The sequence below is a fragment of the Calorimonas adulescens genome (assembly GCF_008274215.1).
Taxonomy (GTDB): Bacteria; Bacillota; Thermoanaerobacteria; order Thermoanaerobacterales; family UBA4877; genus Calorimonas; species Calorimonas adulescens.
The window spans coordinates 109331-126559 of record NZ_VTPS01000004.1; the positions used below are offsets into that span (position 1 = coordinate 109331).

Below are 17229 nucleotides of genomic sequence, written 5' to 3' on the forward strand. Positions count from 1 at the left end.
GTTAAACACCTGCCATCCTTGTAAACCATCTCCTTCTGATGGTTGAAATCTCATCAAATATGTCATTTATTATAACAACACCTGATAAAACATTATTTTCATCAACAACTGGTATTGCTAAAAGACCATATTTTATAAACAGCTCAGATGCATCCCTTATGGAGTCTGTATCCTTGAGAGTAATCACATTTGTACTCATAATATGCCTGAGCATGGTATCGGGTGTTGATATTACTAAATCTCTTAAGGATACTATACCCACAAGATGTTCCTCATTGTCTTGAACATAAAGATAATAAGGCACCTCAGAGGACGGCTTCAATTCCCGTAAGGCATGCAGTGTTTCCTCCACGGTCATTTCTGGGGAAAAGGCAATATACTCTGTAGTCATTATTGAGCCTACCTCATCGTCTTCATAATCCATCAGCTCCCTTATTTCCTCAGCGTTTTCTGATTCCATATGGTTTAGTATAGAGTCTGCCTCTTCCTCATCCAGGGTTTCAAGCAGGTCGGCAGCATCATCACTGGACATATTTTCTATTATCTTTATGGCCTTATCCTCATACAGACTTTCAATTATATTTTTCTGTATCTCTGGTTCAATTTCTTCCAATATGTCGGCAGCCCTTTCTTCATCGAGACTGCTTATGAAGTTGGTTCTGTATTCGCTGCTCATATCTTCAAGTATGTCTGCAAGGTCTGCAGGGTGCATATTTAAGAGCTTTTTATATGGGATTACAAGCTTAAGACTGTCCTCTTCCCTCTCGAGAGGCTCAACTCCGTGCCACGGTATTAGTATATCCCTGTTTATCTTTTCACTAAGTCCGACAAATCCCAATCTTCTCAGGAGACCGGAGAATCCGGTGTCTACGGAATTTATATAAAAGCAGCCCTCTCTATTTACTATTAATATGTCGTTGACCCTTATTACTTTTTTCCCATTTACATCCACAATCTGTTTGTCTAAGAGATTTTTTGCAAGAAATATGCCATTGACCGGATGGTTTGATGAGACAGGGCGGTCAACAACAATGGATATGCCCTTCTTCTTTATAATCTGTATTTTTTTCCATGACAGTTCAATACGGCTGTTTTTCTTGTCTCTGATGATTATGGAAATTATTCTTGGGAAATCCTCGTCGAGATCCGCATACATATCAACCATGTATCCCAGAAGTATTCCGTTGGTATCATATACAGGTTTTGATAAAAGTGTGCTGAAGTAGACCTCATTCATAAACTCCATGAAAACCCCTCCTTAAGAGGGATTCCGTCTCTCCGGTGAGATATGGAACCCCTCTTGATTATTATTTGCATAACATCGGTATATATTACTGCCGTCCGGGTCCATTATCCTCACCTCCAATAAAAAATCTTTCACCTGCGGTGAAAGACGAAAATCTCCCACCGTGTGAGCTTTGGCACTATTCGGCATAGGGATAAATCCCAGCTGCATTAAGTAAAACCTTGACACGGTAATACCTGTTTACCCATTGGCATCTCTCGATGTTTCCGGGCAGCAGCTTTTATCCGGATAGGAACCTCACCTAACGGTGAATATTTACCTTCTACCGCAATATTAGCACGTTTTAGCTGTTTTTTCAACCATTTATTTGAGTTTTTTTGTTTATTTATAGACTTTTTAACGCTTTGCGTATTAAAATTTACTATGGAGAGGAAGAGGATTATGGACAAAGATGATTTTCAAACCTTTGTAGAAGATTATACCGGGAAGATATACAGCACATGCTGCAGGTTGGTCGGAAGGTGTGATGCTGAAGATGTTTCACAGGACGTCCTCATAAAGATTTACAGAAACATAGATAGGTTTAAGGGCAAATCTGGTTTGTCCACGTGGATCTATAGGATAACAGTGAATACATGCAGGGAATACTGGAGGAAGAGCAGGGGATATAATAAAAGGGCGGAGCTTAAAGAAGAGAGTTTAATAATTGATTCTAGGATTGATGACAGAATAATAAATGAGGAATTAAAAAAGTATATAACAGAGGCATTGATGGCAATGGATATTGAAAAGAGAGAAGCCGTTGTACTGAGAGACATAGAGGGGTTGAGCTACGATGAAATATCAAGGGTACTCAACATACCTGTCGGCACAGTAAAGTCAAGGATTGCCCGTGGAAGGGAGTATATAAAAAAGTTTTTGGAGGAATTGGAACTTTTATAGGCAAATTGCATCTAAATAAGTGAAGAGAGGGATTAAAAGTGGACTGCAGAGAAGTTAGAGATTACTTGTCGTTATACATTGATGGCGCCATAGATGACGATAAGGCATCCGACATTGAAAGACATTTAATAGGGTGCGAGGCATGCCAGCTGGAATTAAAAAAGTATATAAGGATAAAAGAAGCACTTAACAGTTTTGAGGATTTGCCACTTCCTGAAGGCTACAATGAAAGGCTTAAGAAAAAGCTTCATAGTGTAGAGGCCAGGCCGCCTTTTATTAAATGGATTGCTGCAGCAGCAGTAGTTGTGGTTATAGTTTCAGGGGTGCATTTAATCAGTATCAACGGGGCCGGCAGAGAGAGGGTGGCAGATGTACAGCAGTCCATTGATACCCATGAGTTTCAGGCAGAAGACGCAACGGCGGATAGGCCTGAAGGACAGGTGTCAACCTCACAGTATTCAATGAAGAAGGAGGAGAGCAATAGTGTGGGCTCAGAAAAAGATATTGAAATTGAATCTTCGATGAAAGAAGCGGAATCCAGGAAAGATGTGTCAGGTGTGGCTGCAGGCTGTGAAAAAAATACTAAAAATGTGACATATGATACGGGAAAGACAGCAGAAGGTTCTAACAGAGATGGAGAAGGGTATGGAATGTTTAAAACGGATATAGCCCAGCAACAAGCGGAAGATGTCACTACTAAGATAGAAGAAATTATAAAAAAATACAACGGAAAACTTTTGGATGAGGCGGAGGAGAATGGCCTTACTGTATTGACAGTACAAATCGAGAGCAGCAATGAAAATGAGTTTATGGAGGAAGTCGGTAAGGAGGCTAAGAAAATAGAAAAGACCAGTGGAGGGATCCTAAAAATATTTCTGGAGGGTGATAAGAGTGAATAGAAACTTATATTTGGCAATCTCAACAGTACTGATTGTGATGACAATAATTGGATTTACGTTTGTATCGAGTGTGGCCCGTCAGTCTGTAGCCAGTGCCGATGATGCAAAAAATGTCATAACTGTAAATGGTGAGGGGGTAATAAAGGCAAAGCCGGATATGGCATATATAAATTTGGGAGTAGAGACAAAAGGTAAGACAGCAAAAGAGGCTCAGGACAGCAATGCCGATACTATGGGCAAGGTAATACAGGCCCTGAAGGGCATGGGCATTACAGAAAACGATATTAGGACAACAAACTATAACATATATCCTGAACAATATTTTGATGATAAGACCAATCAAAGTAAAATTTCTGGTTATCATGTCACTAATATGGTGGAGGTAACAGTGAGAGATGTGGACAAAGTTGGTAGTGTAATTGATGCCACTGGTAATGCAGGTGCCAACATTATGTATGGTGTGAGTTTTACCATATCGGACAACAGCGCATATTATCAGCAGGCACTGCAGTTAGCCGCTAAAGACGCACGCAGCAAGGCAGAAGGCATAGCTAAAGGACTTGGTGTTAACCTGGGAACACCGTTGAGGATTGTTGAACAGAGTAATAGCGGTGGTACAGTTTACAATATTAATCAGAGTCAGGCAATGAAGGCCGGTGGAACTCCAATAACATCAGGGGAACTGGAGATAAAGGCACAGATAACGGTTGATTATAGTTTTTAAACGTTCAGATCATTTAGAATCTATTCTTTTTGAATATTATTGAAAAAATGTAATATACTAAAATAGAAACCAAAATTTTTTTCGTCAAAAAGAAGGATTTGTTATGTTTACGTCGAATTAAATAATTTGTTAAAAGAAAAATAATCAAATTACAAGGAGGGGTATTTGTGAAAAGATTTATTGCATTATTTTGTGTATTGGTCTTAGCACTTGTCCTTGCGGCAGGCTGTGGTGGACAGCAACAGCAACCACAACAGCAACCATCACAGCAACAAAACGAACAGGCTCAGCAGCCATCTCAGGAAGAGGCGACTGCTTTAAAGGATGGCGTGTATACAGCAGAGGAGCCTGAGTTTGATGACCATGGTTGGAAGGCCATTACCACTGTTGTGGTAAAGGATGGTAAAATCGCGAATGTATTCTATGATGAGATAAACAAGGACAACCAGATTAAGAGCCTTGATCAGGATTATGCTTCAAATATGAAGGAAAAATCAGGTGAGACTCCATTGGATGCTGTTGCAAAATTAAGTGCATCCCTATTGGAAAAGCAGGATCCGGCCAATGTAGACACTGTAACGGGTGCTACAAGTACTACAAATAAGTTTAAGACTCTTGTTGCGGAGGCTTTGAAATCGTCACCAGAAGAAAAGGGTGCAGGTGGATACTATGATGGTATCTTCAAGGCGGAGGAGAAAGACTTTGATGAGCACGGATACAAGGCTTATGCTACTGTAATCATAAAGGATGGCAAGGTGGCAAATGCCTATTATGATGAGTTGAGTAAGGATACCGGGACATTCAAGAGTAAAGATGAAAACTATCAAAAGAACATGAAAGCTAAGACTGGTGTTTCCAATACAGAGGCTATTCCACAGCTTATCCAGTCACTTATAACCAAGCAGGACGCAGAGCAGGTAGACGCTGTGACAGGTGCTACCGGTACCACTCAAAAGTTTAAGACCTTAATGGGCGAAGCTCTGTCCTTAGCAAAGTAGGTAATAATAGGGTATAGGATTTTCTGGATGAATTTGATAGACGTATATAGGCTGGTTTTATGAGATAAATGGTAGGGATATTAGGTTAGTGAAATAAAATTAGCAAAAATTATAGCACAAGGCATACCCATTTGGTATGCCTTGTGCTATAATTAGTTATAGGTGGTTATCGTGGTTTCATTTGATGACTTTATAAAACTTGATATAAGGGTAGGGAAAATAATAGAGGTCAATGACTTTCCTGAGGCACGTAGGCCAGCTTATAAGCTTACAATAGACCTTGGCCCCTTAGGAATAAAAAAGTCCAGTGCCCAGATTACTGACCTGTATGAGAAAGAGGAACTGCTAAACAGGGAGGTTGTCTGTGTAGTTAATTTTCCGCCCAAGCAGATTGCGGGTTATATATCTGAAGTCCTTGTGCTGGGCGTATATACAGCTCACGGGGTTGTCCTTTTAAAACCGGACAGGGATGTTCCACTCGGTGGTAAGATCGGCTATATTACCTGTTAATTTTTTTGTGAACTGGGGATTATCAATTGTGTTAAGAGTATATAGCATACAGGGGGAACCTATTAATGAAAAGACTGCTTATGTTACTGCTTATTGTATTGATGCTGGTTTCAACTGGTTGTGGGATTGTCCCGCCAAAGCAGTCTGAAGGAGTGGGTGTTAAGCCACAGATACCTGCAGCTAAGGGTGAGGCAGGTAAAGATAATCCACAAACAGAGCAGCAAAAATCTGTAAACTACAGTGAGGTCAAGCCCAATGAGCTTGGTCAGGTTATGATACTCATGTACCATGAGATAGGTGATAAAGAGGCTGAGTGGGAGAGGACACCAGATAATTTCAGAAAAGACCTTCAGACTCTTTATGATAAAGGTTACAGGCTTATCTCCTTAAATGACCTGTTGGACGGCAATATAAATGTTGAGGCAGGTTTTACACCAGTTGTACTCACATTTGATGATGGGGATTTAGGTCAGTTTAAAGTAAAAGTAGTTAATGGCAAACCAGAGCCGGACCCCAACTCGGCGGTGGGTATACTGATGGATTTTTATAAAGAACATCCTGATTTTGGCAGAGCAGCAACTTTTTATATCTATTATCCATTGCCATTTAGGGAGAGGGAGTATATAGGTTATAAGCTCAAATTTTTGGTAGATAATGGTTTTGAGATAGGGAACCACACGGACACTCATGCGAACCTTTCTAAACTTGATGTTAATGGCATTCAAAAAGAGCTGGGATTAAATCTCAGGCACACACAGGAATATGTCCCGGGGTATAATGTGAACTCACTGGCACTGCCGTATGGTAGTGTGTTTAAAGAATACTCAAAGTACCTTCTGGATGGAAGCTATGATGGTATAAAGTATCATAATAAGGCAGTGCTCATGGTGGGTGCAAATCCTGCAGAGTCACCTTATGATGTGGAGTTTGACCCTTTGAAGGTGCCTAGAGTGAGGGGAAGCGAGATGAACGTGGATGGTTTGGGGATATATGATTGGATAAAATATTTTGATGAACACCCGGAAAAGAGGTATGTATCCGATGGAGACCCTGATACCATAGTTGTGCCAAAAGGAACCGATAATAGAATAAACAGGGGAAAATTTACCAACAAGAGGGTTGTTGTTTACTGATAACGAACCTTTTTATAATAGCGTAGATGGTTAAAAATTTATCAAATATCTGACCATTGAATAATTTTTTTTGTTGTATGGTATTGATGGCACAATTTTTGCTAATATAAAAATTTATTGAAAGGAGGAGCGCATAATATGTGGGAAAACATTGTGCTGGAGAAAGAGGGGAATATAGCTGTTCTAAGTATCAACAGGCCCAGGGCATTAAACGCCCTTAATACGAAGACATTACTGGAGCTTGATGAGGCTTTAGAGAGTGTTTCCAAAGATGGTGAGGTCAGGGCTTTAGTTGTGACGGGCAGCGGTGACAGGGCTTTTGTAGCCGGGGCAGACATAAATGAGATGAAGGACAAAAATGCTATGGAGGGGAGGGAGTTTGCACTTCTTGGTCAGAGAGTTTTTGCAAAGCTTCAGGATATGCCTATACCAACCATAGCGGCTATCAATGGCTATGCACTGGGTGGAGGCTGCGAACTTGCCCTTGCCTGTGATATGAGGATAGCAAGCAGCAAGGCAAAGATAGGGCAGCCGGAGGTCACACTGGGGATAACTCCGGGTTTTGCAGGGACGCAGAGGCTTGCAAGGACGGTTGGTCCGGCCATTGCCAAAGAACTTATATTTACTGGTGCCCAGATAAGCGCTGATGAAGCGTACAGGATCGGCCTTGTAAACAGGGTGGTAGAGCCTGAAAAGCTCATGGAAGAGGCCAAAAATCTTGCTTTAAAGATAGCTTCCAATGCTCCAATAGCCGTGAGCCTTGCAAAACAGGCTATTAATAAGGGTATTGATGTGGATCTGAGTACAGGTATGGCCTATGAGGCGGAGGTGTTTGGACTTTGCTTTTCAACCAGGGATCAGAAAGAAGGCATGGCTGCTTTTGTTGAAAAGAGGAAGGCAGAGTTCAAAAATGAATGATTTTGAGACAATATAAATGGACTAACCTGAGTTAGCTATGTATGAATTAAGTACACATGTATGAAATTTAAACACTGGGAGGTATGGGATGTGAAAAAAGTTTGTGTTGTAGGAGCGGGCACGATGGGGTCCGGGATTGGCCAGGCCTTTGCACAGGCTGGATTTGAGGTATATTTAAGGGACATAGATATAAAATTTGTAGAGAAAGGTATAGGAAATATAACTAAGAATCTTGACAGAGATGTGGAAAAGGGCAGAAAGAGCAAGGAAGAAAGGGATGCTGTTTTAAATCGTATCCATGGCATTACAGACCTGCAAGAAGCTAAGGATGCAGAGTTTGTTGTCGAGGCTGTTATAGAAGATATTGGTCTGAAGAAACAGGTATTCAAAGAGCTTGATGCACTTTTACCGGGAGATGTGATTCTTGCGTCAAACACCTCATCTCTTTCCATAACAGAGATAGCTACAGCGACATCACGGCCTGACAAGGTAATAGGAATGCACTTTTTTAATCCTGTACCAGTTATGAAACTGGTGGAGGTCACAAAGGGAATTGCTACATCGGACGAGACCTTTGAGTTTGTCTATAAACTGGCACAAGACCTTGGGAAGACCCCTGTAAAGGTTAATGAGGCTCCAGGTTTTGTAGTAAATCGTATACTAATACCGATGATAAATGAGGCTATAGGTGTCCTGGCCGATGGGGTTGCCAGTGCCGAGGACATAGATAATGCAATGAAATTGGGAGCAAACCATCCAATAGGACCCCTTGCCTTGGCCGATATGATAGGAAATGACGTGTGCCTTGCCATAATGGAGGTGCTGCATAATGAGTTTGGGGACTCCAAATACAGACCACACCCACTCCTCAGAAAGATGGTAAGGGGTGGTCTTCTGGGGAGAAAGACGGGCAAAGGGTTCTATGATTACTCAAAGTAGAAGGAAGGAGGCTATGAACCATGAATAATGTTGTAATTGTAAGTGCAGCAAGGACTGCCATAGGCAAATTTGGTGGCAGCCTGACATCAATCCCTGCACCGGATTTAGGGGCAGCGGTCATAAAAGAAGTATTAAAAAGGGCTGACATAAAGCCAAGGGATGTAAATGAGGTTATACTTGGCAACGTTTTACAGGCAGGTTTAGGTCAAAACCCGGCAAGGCAGGCGGCTATAAAGGCAGGCATCCCGGTAGAAGTTCCGTCCATGACCATAAACAAGGTATGTGGTTCAGGACTGAAATCAGTGATCTTAGGTGCTCAGGCTATAATGCTGGGGGATGCTGATATAGTGGTAGCCGGCGGCATGGAAAATATGAGCAGGGCACCGTACCTCTTAAATGATGCCCGCTGGGGATACAGGATGAATGATGGCAAGTTAGTGGATGAAATGGTCTATGACGGTCTTACCGATGTGTTTAATCAGTATCTTATGGGAATAACTGCAGAGAATGTGGCTGTGAAATACAATATAACAAGAGAAGACCAGGACAGGTTTGCCTTAGAAAGCCAGCAGAAGGCAGAAAGGGCACAAAAAGAAGGAAGGTTTAATGAAGAGATAGTACCTATAGAAATACCTCAGAGAAAAGGAGAACCGATAGTATTTAAAGAGGATGAATTTCCCAGACACGGAACCACATATGAAGCCCTTGCTAAATTAAAACCAGCCTTTAAAGAAGGGGGTACAGTTACGGCAGGCAATGCTTCAGGTATAAATGATGGGGCTGCAGCGGTTGTACTGATGTCTGAAAATAAGGCAAAATCTCTTGGTCTGAAGCCTTTGGCAAGGATAAGGTCATACAGCTCGGCAGCAGGTGAACCCAGTATAATGGGGATAGTACCCATATATGCCACCAGAAAAGCATTGGAAAAGGCTGGTCTAACAGTAGATGATATGGACCTCATTGAGGCTAATGAAGCGTTTGCCGCACAGTCTGTGGCTGTGGCAAGAGAACTCAAATTCCCCATGGACAGGGTAAATGTGAATGGTGGTGCCATAGCCTTAGGGCATCCAATTGGGGCTTCAGGTTGCAGGATACTGGTAACACTCCTGCATGAGATGCAAAAGAGAAACTCAAGATACGGCCTTGCTACACTTTGCATAGGTGGAGGCCAGGCCTGTGCAGTCGTTGTAGAAAGATAACTCGATAGTGACAGAATACCTGCAATGGCAGGCGCTCCTGTGGACGGTTGACCTTTGCAGGTATCTATATTATAACTGCCTGAGATTTAAATTAATAAGGCTGTATCTGAGTGCGGCCCTATTAATTTAAATAAAGTTGTTAATCAACTAACTAACAATAAGGAGGTTTGTATATGGACTTCACCTTTACCAAACAACAGGAAATGGTCAGGAAGGTGGTAAGCGAATTTGCTAAAAATGAAGTAGCACCTGGTGCCGCTGAAAGAGACAGCACTGAGGAGTTCCCATGGGATATTGTTAAAAAGATGGCGGACATGGGACTTATGGGAATACCATATCCAGAGGAATATGGTGGATCGGGCGGAGACTACATCAGCTATATCATAACTGTTGAGGAGATTTCAAAAGCATGTGCCGCCACAGGCGTGATTCTTTCCGCACATACATCCCTTGCCTGCTATCCATTGTATCAATGGGGCACAGAAGAACAAAAAAGTAAATATCTTGTTCCCCTTGCACAGGGGAAAAAATTGGGTGCATTTGCACTCACGGAGCCTAACGCTGGTACAGATGCCGCCTCACAGCAGACGACAGCTGTTCTAGATGGTGATAATTACGTGTTAAATGGTTCAAAAGTCTTTATAACCAACGGCGGAATGGCGGATGTGTATATCGTATTTGCCATGACGGACAGGTCAAAGGGAGCAAGAGGTATAAGCTCCTTCATAGTAGAGAAAGGGTTTAAAGGTTTTTCTATCGGTAAAATAGAGAAAAAGATGGGTATACGTGCCTCAAGTACTTCTGAACTTGTGTTTGAGGACTGCCTTGTACCAAAAGAAAATTTATTGGGAAAAGAAGGCAGAGGGTTTTCAATGGCCATGGAGACACTGGACGGCGGAAGGATAGGGATAGCTGCACAAGCACTTGGCATAGCTGAGGCAGCCCTTGAAGAGGTCATCAAATATGCCAAAGAAAGGCAGCAGTTTGGGCGTCCAATCGGCAAGTTCCAGGGAATTCAATGGTATATTGCGGACATGGCTACAAGAGTGCAGGCTGCAAGAATGCTTGTCTATAGTGCTGCATGGAAAAAACAGACAAATAAGCTTACATCTGCTGATGCTGCAATGGCTAAGCTCTTTGCATCAGAGACAGCGATGTATGTTACTACTAAAGCAGTGCAGATATTTGGTGGATATGGTTACATCAATGACTATCCAGTGGAAAGGCTTATGAGGGACGCAAAAATTACGGAGATATATGAGGGAACATCGGAAGTCCAGAAAATGGTTATTTCCGGGAGTTTATTATAGTCATAGAAGGGGATGCGGGTGTATATGGAGATTTTGGTTTTGATAAAACAGGTTCCAGATACAAGTGAGGTAAGGATTGACCCTGAGACCAAGACACTGATAAGGCAGGGGGTACCCAGTATTATAAATCCCGAAGACAAGAATGCTATTGAGGAAGCATTGAAGTTAAAAGAGATTGCCGGTGGCAAGGTAACCGTAATAACTATGGGACCCCCTCAGGCGGAGGTTGCCCTGAGAGAAGCCATGGCTATGGGTGCTGATGAATGCTATCTTTTGAGTGATAGATTCTTTGCCGGTGCTGACACCTATGCCACAGCAAAGACACTGTCAACGGCAATTAAGAGCCTGTTTCCCAATTTTGACATGATTTTATGCGGAAGGCAGGCCGTTGACGGCGATACAGCACAGGTTGGACCACAGACGGCTGAGCAGCTCGGTATACCTCAGGTGACGTACGTAAAAGGCATAAAGCTTGAAAGTGACCATGTGACAGTTACAAGGGTGGTTGAAGACGGGTATGAACTCATAGAGGTGGGAATGCCCGTACTGCTTACAATAGTGAAAGAGGCCAATAAACCTCGCTATCCTTCAATAAAAGGCATATTTCATGCCTATGATGCTGAAATAAAGACTATTGGTATAGATGACCTTGGGCTTGATAGAAATGAGGTTGGACTGAAAGGGTCTCCTACCAAGGTTGTCTCTACAGAGACGCCTGATACCCACAGGAGTGGAGAGATATTTTCCGGCAATGCTAAGGAATGTGTTGAAATGCTGCTTCAAAGATTGAAAGAGAGACATCTCGTCTGAGAGGAGGATAAATATGGAAGATAATAAAGATATATGGGTATTTGCAGAGCAGAGAAACGGGAAAATCATGAACGTTGCTTATGAAATACTTGGTGCTGCAAGGAGACTGGCAGACAAAAAAGGCTGCAAGGTATATGCCGCACTTCTTGGGGATGGGGTTGAACGCCTTTCTGATAGTCTTATCCAACATGGCGCAGATAAGGTATGTATAGTGGATAACCCACTTCTTAAAAATTATACTACCAGTGCATATACAGATGCTATTGAAGCAGTCATAAAAAATTTTAAACCCGAAATATTCCTGTATGGGGCGACAACTATTGGAAGGGACCTGGCTCCAAGGGTGGCATCAAGGGTCCATACAGGCCTTACTGCCGACTGTACAGGTTTGGATATAGATGAGGACGGACTGCTTTTACAGATAAGACCGGCATTTGGCGGAAACCTGATGGCCACAATAAAGTGTCCGGAGAAAAGACCACAAATGGCTACAGTCAGGCCTGGCGTTATGGAAAAACTACCTGCCGATTTAGCAAGAAAAGGTGATGTAATCAGGTACAATGTAGATCTGGATGAGAAAAATATACGTACAAAGATACTAAATATAGTAAGAGAAGCAAAACATACAGTAAACCTGGAAGAAGCAAAGATAATAGTATCTGGCGGACGCGGACTCAAAGAACCTGAAGGATTTAAACTTATTGAAGAACTGGCAAACCTATTGGGTGGAGTGGTAGGAGCGTCTCGTGCTGCAGTAGATTCTGGGTGGATATCCAGCGACCATCAGGTGGGACAGACTGGTAAGACAGTGAGGCCAGAACTCTATATAGCCTGCGGGATAAGCGGTGCCATACAGCATCTTGCTGGTATGAGCGGCTCAAGGACAATTGTAGCTATAAACAAGGACCCTAATGCACCTATTTTTAAGGTTGCAGATTATGGTATCGTTGGTGACTTATATAAGGTAATACCAATCCTGATTGATGAAATAAAAAATGCAAAGGATGCATCATCGGTGTCATAGGTTAGAAAGTTTAATTTGACAAAATACCTGCAGAGCAGGCGATCCTGTGGACGGCTGACTTATGCAGGTATTTTTTATTTCTGCATATAGTGATATACTAAATTAATAATCAGTTGATAAGGTGTGAGGTGGATTTATGGGTGAGAGTGTATATGATAACAGATGGTACATACTGGCTGCTGTAATGTTTGGGAGTATGCTGGCCCCTATAGATGGAAGCGTGGTAAATATTGCAATGCCAACTTTATCCAACTATTTTAAAGTGGATATGCTAGTGGTGAGCTGGGTTTCGATGGCATACCTTCTTACAGTCAGCAGCCTGGTAATGACTTTTGGGAGACTGGGCGATATATATGGCTATAAAAGGATATACCAATATGGGCTGCTGCTTTTTACGCTGGCATCTCTGGGGTGCAGCCTTTCAAGCGGGATATATATGCTTATAGCCCTTAGAGTAGTACAAGCTCTGGGAGCGTGCATGCTGCTGGCGATGGCACCTGCTATCATAACCTATGTGTTTCCTTCAAATGAGAGGGGCAAGGCACTAGGCTTTAACGGTATGTCTGTAGCTGTCGGCCTGGCCATAGGACCCAGCCTAGGCGGGTTTTTAATTTCTACACTGGGATGGCCGGCCATATTCTACATAAATATACCCATAGGACTCATAGCATTTTTGTGGGGGAGGGCCATTATACCCGAAAATTTTGAAAAAAAAGATGAAAGATTTGACCTGGTAGGAGCCGGCCTGGCCTTTCTGATGCTTTTCTCACTTCTTCTGTATATAAACCAGGGTGGTAATATAGGATGGCTATCTTATGATGGCATTATACTTATATCCTTGTTTGTTGTAAGTCTGATGTTCTTTATATACATTGAAAGCAAAATTAAGGAACCCATGCTTGACATAAGCCTTTTTAAGATACGTTCATTTACTGCCGGTACAATCGGTGCTCTTTTAAACTTTTCTGGGCAATATATAATGACCTTTTTGACACCCTTTTATCTTTCGTGGAGAGGTTTGAGCCCAGCAGAGGCAGGCATGGTCATGTCTACCTTTCCTCTTTTCATGCTGTTTATGTCGCCGCTGAGCGGTACACTGTCCGACAGATTTGGATCAAGGCTGTTGAGTGCGCTCGGGGCTTTCATAAGTGCAGCAGCACTTTTCCTTATGTCTACCTTGAGTGCAGGTACATCCAGAATCTATATAATGGTCATCCTTGCCATGTTTGGTATTGGCAACGGCATATTTCAATCACCAAATAACAGTTCCGTGATGGGTAGTGTACCAAAACAGAGGTTGGGTATTGCATCTTCCTTTTTAGCCACCATGAGAAATTCAGGTATGGTCATGGGCGTTGCCCTTGGCAGTGCCGTCTTCAGTTATATGAATCAGTATTTTTTATCTACATTGAATCTTCCTGGGAATATGCTTTCTTCTTTAGCTTTCATATACGCCATTAGGACATCATATGTAACAGGTGCCATGCTTGACATCGCCTGTACAATTATATCTTTACTCAAGGACAAAAATTCTTGATTTAACTTGTAATATAAGTTGCAGGTTTGAGTATAACTCACGTATTCCACAAAGGCCTGATAACATCAGCGACAGGATGGGGGTAGAGGTTGGTTGTGGCATGGTATTGTACAAGACCTATTGTGAGCATATATACTTGATAATTTATTAATAAAGTTTTATGATAGTGTGTAATAACAGGGAGGTATGAAGATGGGAGAGAAGATACTTTTGACACCCGGTCCTACTATGTTGCCTGACAGGGTAAAAAAGGCTATGGAAAGCCAGCCTTTGTTTCACCGTTCTGATGAGTTCTACAGGATATTTTCCGAATTTAATGAGAGTTTAAAGAGGATATTTAAAACCAGCCAGCCCGTTATAACACTTACATCATCGGGTACAGGGGGTTTGGAGGCTCTGGTTTCCAATATATTTTCACGCGGAGATAAGGCCCTTGGGGTTACAATTGGAGAATTCGGAGATAGGTTTATTGAGATTGCTGAGTCATACGGGGTGGAAGTAGATGAACTGAGGTATGAATGGGGGACAGCGGCCAGGCCTGATGATATTGAGAGAAGGGTTAGAAGTAATAGTTATAAGGCCGTGTTAATTACACATAATGAGACCTCAACCGGTGTGGTGAATGATATTAAAACTATTGCAGAGATATGTCATAGATATAATGTGCTCATACTGGTCGATGCTGTAAGCTCACTGGGCGGGCTGGAACTGGATATGGATGGCTGGGGGCTGGACGGGGTGGTAACCTGTTCGCAGAAGTGCCTTATGGGCCCACCAGGCCTGGCCTTTGTAGCTCTATCTGAGAGAGCATGGCAAGAGACAAAAAAGTCTGACCTGCCGCACTTCTATTTTGACCTGAATAAGGCCAAAAAGGGAACTGAAAAAATAAATCCTGATACACCATACACACCTGCTGTAAACACTATAATGGCTGCTTACGAGGGATTGAACATGCTGGATAAAAACTTGGATGCGGTATATATAAGGCAAAGGATAATAGGGAATGCGGTAAGAAAGGCTGTTGACCACATTGGCCTTAGGATTTTTGCCAGAGAAAATTATTCTGACTGCATTACAGGTATTTACCTTCCTGATGGTATCTCATCTAAGGAGATAATTGACTATATGTACAAAGAAGGGGTTGTGATAGCCTCTGGTCAGGGCAGATATAGAGGTAATGTAATAAGGCTTGGTCATATGGGATACTGTACAAAAGAGATGCTCATCAAGTGTTTTAATGCCTTGGAAGCCGCCCTGACTGGTTCGGGATTTGAACTGAAGGCTGGTTTATCGATAGAAACTCTGGATAAAGAATTGGGGGAATTAAGTTGAAGGTATTGATTGCGGAGAGAATATCAGATGCTGGATTGGATGAACTGAAAAAAGAAACCGATGTAGAGGTAAGACTGGGCCTCAAGCGAGAAAAGCTTTTAGAAATTATAAAGGATTTTGATGCACTTATAGTGAGGAGTGAGATTAAGGTAGACAGTGAGCTGATGGAAGCAGCTCCCAATCTGAAGGTTGTAGGAAGAGCAGGTAATGGTATAGACAACATAGACCTTAAAGAGGCTACAAGAAGGGGTATAATTGTAGTAAACACTCCAGACAGTAATGCTATATCTGCCGCAGAACACACCATAGGTCTTATTATAGCTATAGCAAGGAATATTCCCCAGGCAGCTCATGCAGTAAAGTCACAGGATTTTCATAGGAACAAATACAAAGGTGTAGAGCTTTATGGAAAGACACTGGGTATAATAGGGCTTGGAAGAATTGGTTCTCTTGTTGCTAAAAGGATGAAGGCCTTCGAGATGGAGGTTATTGCCTATGACCCGTATATTTCCTCGGAAATATTTGATGAGATTGGTGTTAAAAAAGCAGAAACTCTGGAAGACCTTTTAAGAAACTCTGATATTATAACCATCCATACTCCAAAGACTCGTGAAACAGTCGGCATGATAGGAGAAAAAGAGCTTGCCATTACCAAAAAAGGTGTGAGAATAGTAAACTGTGCAAGGGGTGGACTTATAAATGAAAGGGCACTATGTGAATATCTGAAGTCTGGCCATGTGGCAGCAGCTGCCATAGATGTTCTTGAAAAGGAGCCATCCTATGAGGGCGATAATACAGGATTTTACAACCCACTTATAGAATTGCCCAATGTAGTCATAACACCTCATCTGGGTGCATCGACCGTAGAGGCACAGAATAATGTAGGCATAACAGTTGCAAGGGAAGTCCTCTCTGCGCTGAAGGGGCAGTTTACGTCCAATGCCTGTAACATCCCATCTATTGACAGGGAAATGCTGGATCTCATAAGACCATATATGAAGCTGGCTGAGATAATGGGGAGTTTTTATTATCAAATAGAAAGTACACCGGTAAAGACAATAGAGGTGCTCTTCAGCAAAGGGCTTTTAAATACGGAAATACTAACCAATGCTATTCTCATGGGTTTGCTTTACCCCATCGTAGAGGAGAGGGTAAACTTTGTCAATTCCAGATATCTATGCATGGAGAGAGGTATTCAGATCATAGAGGGGATATTGAACGACGGTGACGATTACAGCAATCTGATAGATCTGAAGATAGTGAATGAAAAAGGACAGGAGGTTAGATTTAAGGGGACGGTTTATGGGAGAGATGAAATAAAGATAGTGGAATATATGGGATATGATGTCAACTTTGAACCGGCTCAGTATATGCTGTTCATAAGAAATGAGGATAAGCCGGGGGTTATAGGATATATAGGAAATATACTGGGTGAATATGGGGTAAACATTGCTACCATGCATGTCACAAGGAGAAAAGAAGAAGGCCTGGCCTTGATGATGCTCGGTGTGGACTCCCCTGTGCCTGATGAGGCTATCTACCGGCTTGTGAATGTGAACGGCATAATAACAGCTAAGGCTATAACCCTGAATCCATAAATAAAGTATCCATCCGGCGTCAGGCCCAGTATCATCTTATCTGGTGCCCGTGCCGGATGGTACTTCCACATTTGCCCATAACTAAGAGTGCTGTAGGGTGCCATGCCCCA

16 protein-coding genes and 1 riboswitch are annotated in these 17229 nt (G+C 42.3%); of the genes, 15 read left to right on the plus strand and 1 reads right to left on the minus strand.

Annotation, left to right across the window (positions count from 1 at the left end; genetic code table 11):
• Position 1 precedes the first annotated feature (1 nt).
• Positions 2-1246, minus strand: coding sequence for a magnesium transporter (locus FWJ32_RS04150; protein WP_149544711.1), 1245 nt, complete (start codon positions 1244-1246; stop codon positions 2-4).
• Positions 1247-1395: 149 nt separating this feature from the next.
• Positions 1396-1562, minus strand: a riboswitch (M-box (ykoK) riboswitch).
• Positions 1563-1687: 125 nt separating this feature from the next.
• On the opposite strand from FWJ32_RS04150, the gene FWJ32_RS04155 reads away from it, so the two are divergent.
• From FWJ32_RS04155 to serA, 15 genes are all read left to right on the plus strand, one after another.
• Entirely contained in the window at positions 1688-2188 is a 501-nt protein-coding gene (locus FWJ32_RS04155) for an RNA polymerase sigma factor (protein WP_162523490.1), read from the plus strand.
• Between the two features lie 38 nt (positions 2189-2226).
• Positions 2227-3087 carry an anti-sigma factor family protein gene (locus tag FWJ32_RS04160; RefSeq protein WP_149544713.1) on the plus strand — a complete coding sequence of 287 codons (861 nt, stop codon included), beginning with the start codon at positions 2227-2229 and terminating at the stop codon, positions 3085-3087.
• Positions 3080-3811: an SIMPL domain-containing protein gene (locus FWJ32_RS04165; RefSeq protein WP_149544714.1), complete on the plus strand. Its 732-nt coding sequence runs from the start codon at positions 3080-3082 to the stop codon at positions 3809-3811. The genes FWJ32_RS04160 and FWJ32_RS04165 overlap by 8 nt, the downstream gene beginning before the upstream one ends.
• Before the next feature lie 167 nt (positions 3812-3978).
• Positions 3979-4809 (plus strand): FMN-binding protein, encoded by an 831-nt coding sequence (locus FWJ32_RS04170; protein ID WP_149544715.1) that lies wholly within the window; start codon positions 3979-3981, stop codon positions 4807-4809.
• A 171-nt stretch (positions 4810-4980) separates the two neighbouring features.
• The gene (locus FWJ32_RS04175) at positions 4981-5319 is read left to right on the plus strand and encodes a tRNA-binding protein (protein ID WP_149544716.1); all 339 of its coding nucleotides are present in this window, start codon (positions 4981-4983) and stop codon (positions 5317-5319) included.
• Positions 5320-5384: 65 nt separating this feature from the next.
• Entirely contained in the window at positions 5385-6452 is a 1068-nt protein-coding gene (locus FWJ32_RS04180; protein WP_149544717.1) for a polysaccharide deacetylase family protein, read from the plus strand.
• Between the two features lie 138 nt (positions 6453-6590).
• The gene (locus FWJ32_RS04185; protein WP_149544718.1) at positions 6591-7370 is read left to right on the plus strand and encodes a short-chain-enoyl-CoA hydratase; all 780 of its coding nucleotides are present in this window, start codon (positions 6591-6593) and stop codon (positions 7368-7370) included.
• Between the two features lie 90 nt (positions 7371-7460).
• Entirely contained in the window at positions 7461-8309 is an 849-nt protein-coding gene (locus FWJ32_RS04190; RefSeq protein WP_149544719.1) for a 3-hydroxybutyryl-CoA dehydrogenase, read from the plus strand.
• A gap of 20 nt (positions 8310-8329) precedes the next feature.
• Positions 8330-9508 carry an acetyl-CoA C-acetyltransferase gene (locus tag FWJ32_RS04195; RefSeq protein WP_149544720.1) on the plus strand — a complete coding sequence of 393 codons (1179 nt, stop codon included), beginning with the start codon at positions 8330-8332 and terminating at the stop codon, positions 9506-9508.
• A gap of 173 nt (positions 9509-9681) precedes the next feature.
• Positions 9682-10818: an acyl-CoA dehydrogenase gene (locus tag FWJ32_RS04200; RefSeq protein ID WP_149544721.1), complete on the plus strand. Its 1137-nt coding sequence runs from the start codon at positions 9682-9684 to the stop codon at positions 10816-10818.
• A gap of 24 nt (positions 10819-10842) precedes the next feature.
• Positions 10843-11628 (plus strand): electron transfer flavoprotein subunit beta/FixA family protein, encoded by a 786-nt coding sequence (locus FWJ32_RS04205; RefSeq protein WP_149544722.1) that lies wholly within the window; start codon positions 10843-10845, stop codon positions 11626-11628.
• A 13-nt stretch (positions 11629-11641) separates the two neighbouring features.
• Positions 11642-12652, plus strand: coding sequence for an electron transfer flavoprotein subunit alpha/FixB family protein (locus tag FWJ32_RS04210; RefSeq protein ID WP_149544723.1), 1011 nt, complete (start codon positions 11642-11644; stop codon positions 12650-12652).
• A 136-nt stretch (positions 12653-12788) separates the two neighbouring features.
• Positions 12789-14189: an MFS transporter gene (locus FWJ32_RS04215; protein ID WP_149544724.1), complete on the plus strand. Its 1401-nt coding sequence runs from the start codon at positions 12789-12791 to the stop codon at positions 14187-14189.
• Positions 14190-14381: 192 nt separating this feature from the next.
• On the plus strand, positions 14382-15521 hold the full coding sequence (locus FWJ32_RS04220) for a pyridoxal-phosphate-dependent aminotransferase family protein (RefSeq protein WP_149544725.1): 1140 nt from the start codon (positions 14382-14384) through the stop codon (positions 15519-15521).
• Complete coding sequence (gene serA, locus FWJ32_RS04225; RefSeq protein ID WP_149544726.1) at positions 15518-17119, plus strand: phosphoglycerate dehydrogenase; 1602 nt, start codon at positions 15518-15520, stop codon at positions 17117-17119. The genes FWJ32_RS04220 and serA overlap by 4 nt, the downstream gene beginning before the upstream one ends.
• Positions 17120-17229 lie beyond the last annotated feature (110 nt).

Bases quoted from the DNA above. Each gene is read 5' to 3' on its own strand.
- FWJ32_RS04150 (WP_149544711.1), bottom strand. From the start codon at position 1,246: ATGGAGTTTATGAATGAGGTCTACTTCAGCACACTTTTATCAAAACCT.
- FWJ32_RS04155 (WP_162523490.1), top strand. From the start codon at position 1,688: ATGGACAAAGATGATTTTCAAACCTTTGTAGAAGATTATACCGGGAAG.
- FWJ32_RS04195 (WP_149544720.1), top strand. From the start codon at position 8,330: ATGAATAATGTTGTAATTGTAAGTGCAGCAAGGACTGCCATAGGCAAA.
- FWJ32_RS04210 (WP_149544723.1), top strand. From the start codon at position 11,642: ATGGAAGATAATAAAGATATATGGGTATTTGCAGAGCAGAGAAACGGG.
- FWJ32_RS04205 (WP_149544722.1), top strand. From the start codon at position 10,843: ATGGAGATTTTGGTTTTGATAAAACAGGTTCCAGATACAAGTGAGGTA.
- FWJ32_RS04215 (WP_149544724.1), top strand. From the start codon at position 12,789: ATGGGTGAGAGTGTATATGATAACAGATGGTACATACTGGCTGCTGTA.
- FWJ32_RS04180 (WP_149544717.1), top strand. From the start codon at position 5,385: ATGAAAAGACTGCTTATGTTACTGCTTATTGTATTGATGCTGGTTTCA.
- FWJ32_RS04220 (WP_149544725.1), top strand. From the start codon at position 14,382: ATGGGAGAGAAGATACTTTTGACACCCGGTCCTACTATGTTGCCTGAC.
- FWJ32_RS04200 (WP_149544721.1), top strand. From the start codon at position 9,682: ATGGACTTCACCTTTACCAAACAACAGGAAATGGTCAGGAAGGTGGTA.
- FWJ32_RS04185 (WP_149544718.1), top strand. From the start codon at position 6,591: ATGTGGGAAAACATTGTGCTGGAGAAAGAGGGGAATATAGCTGTTCTA.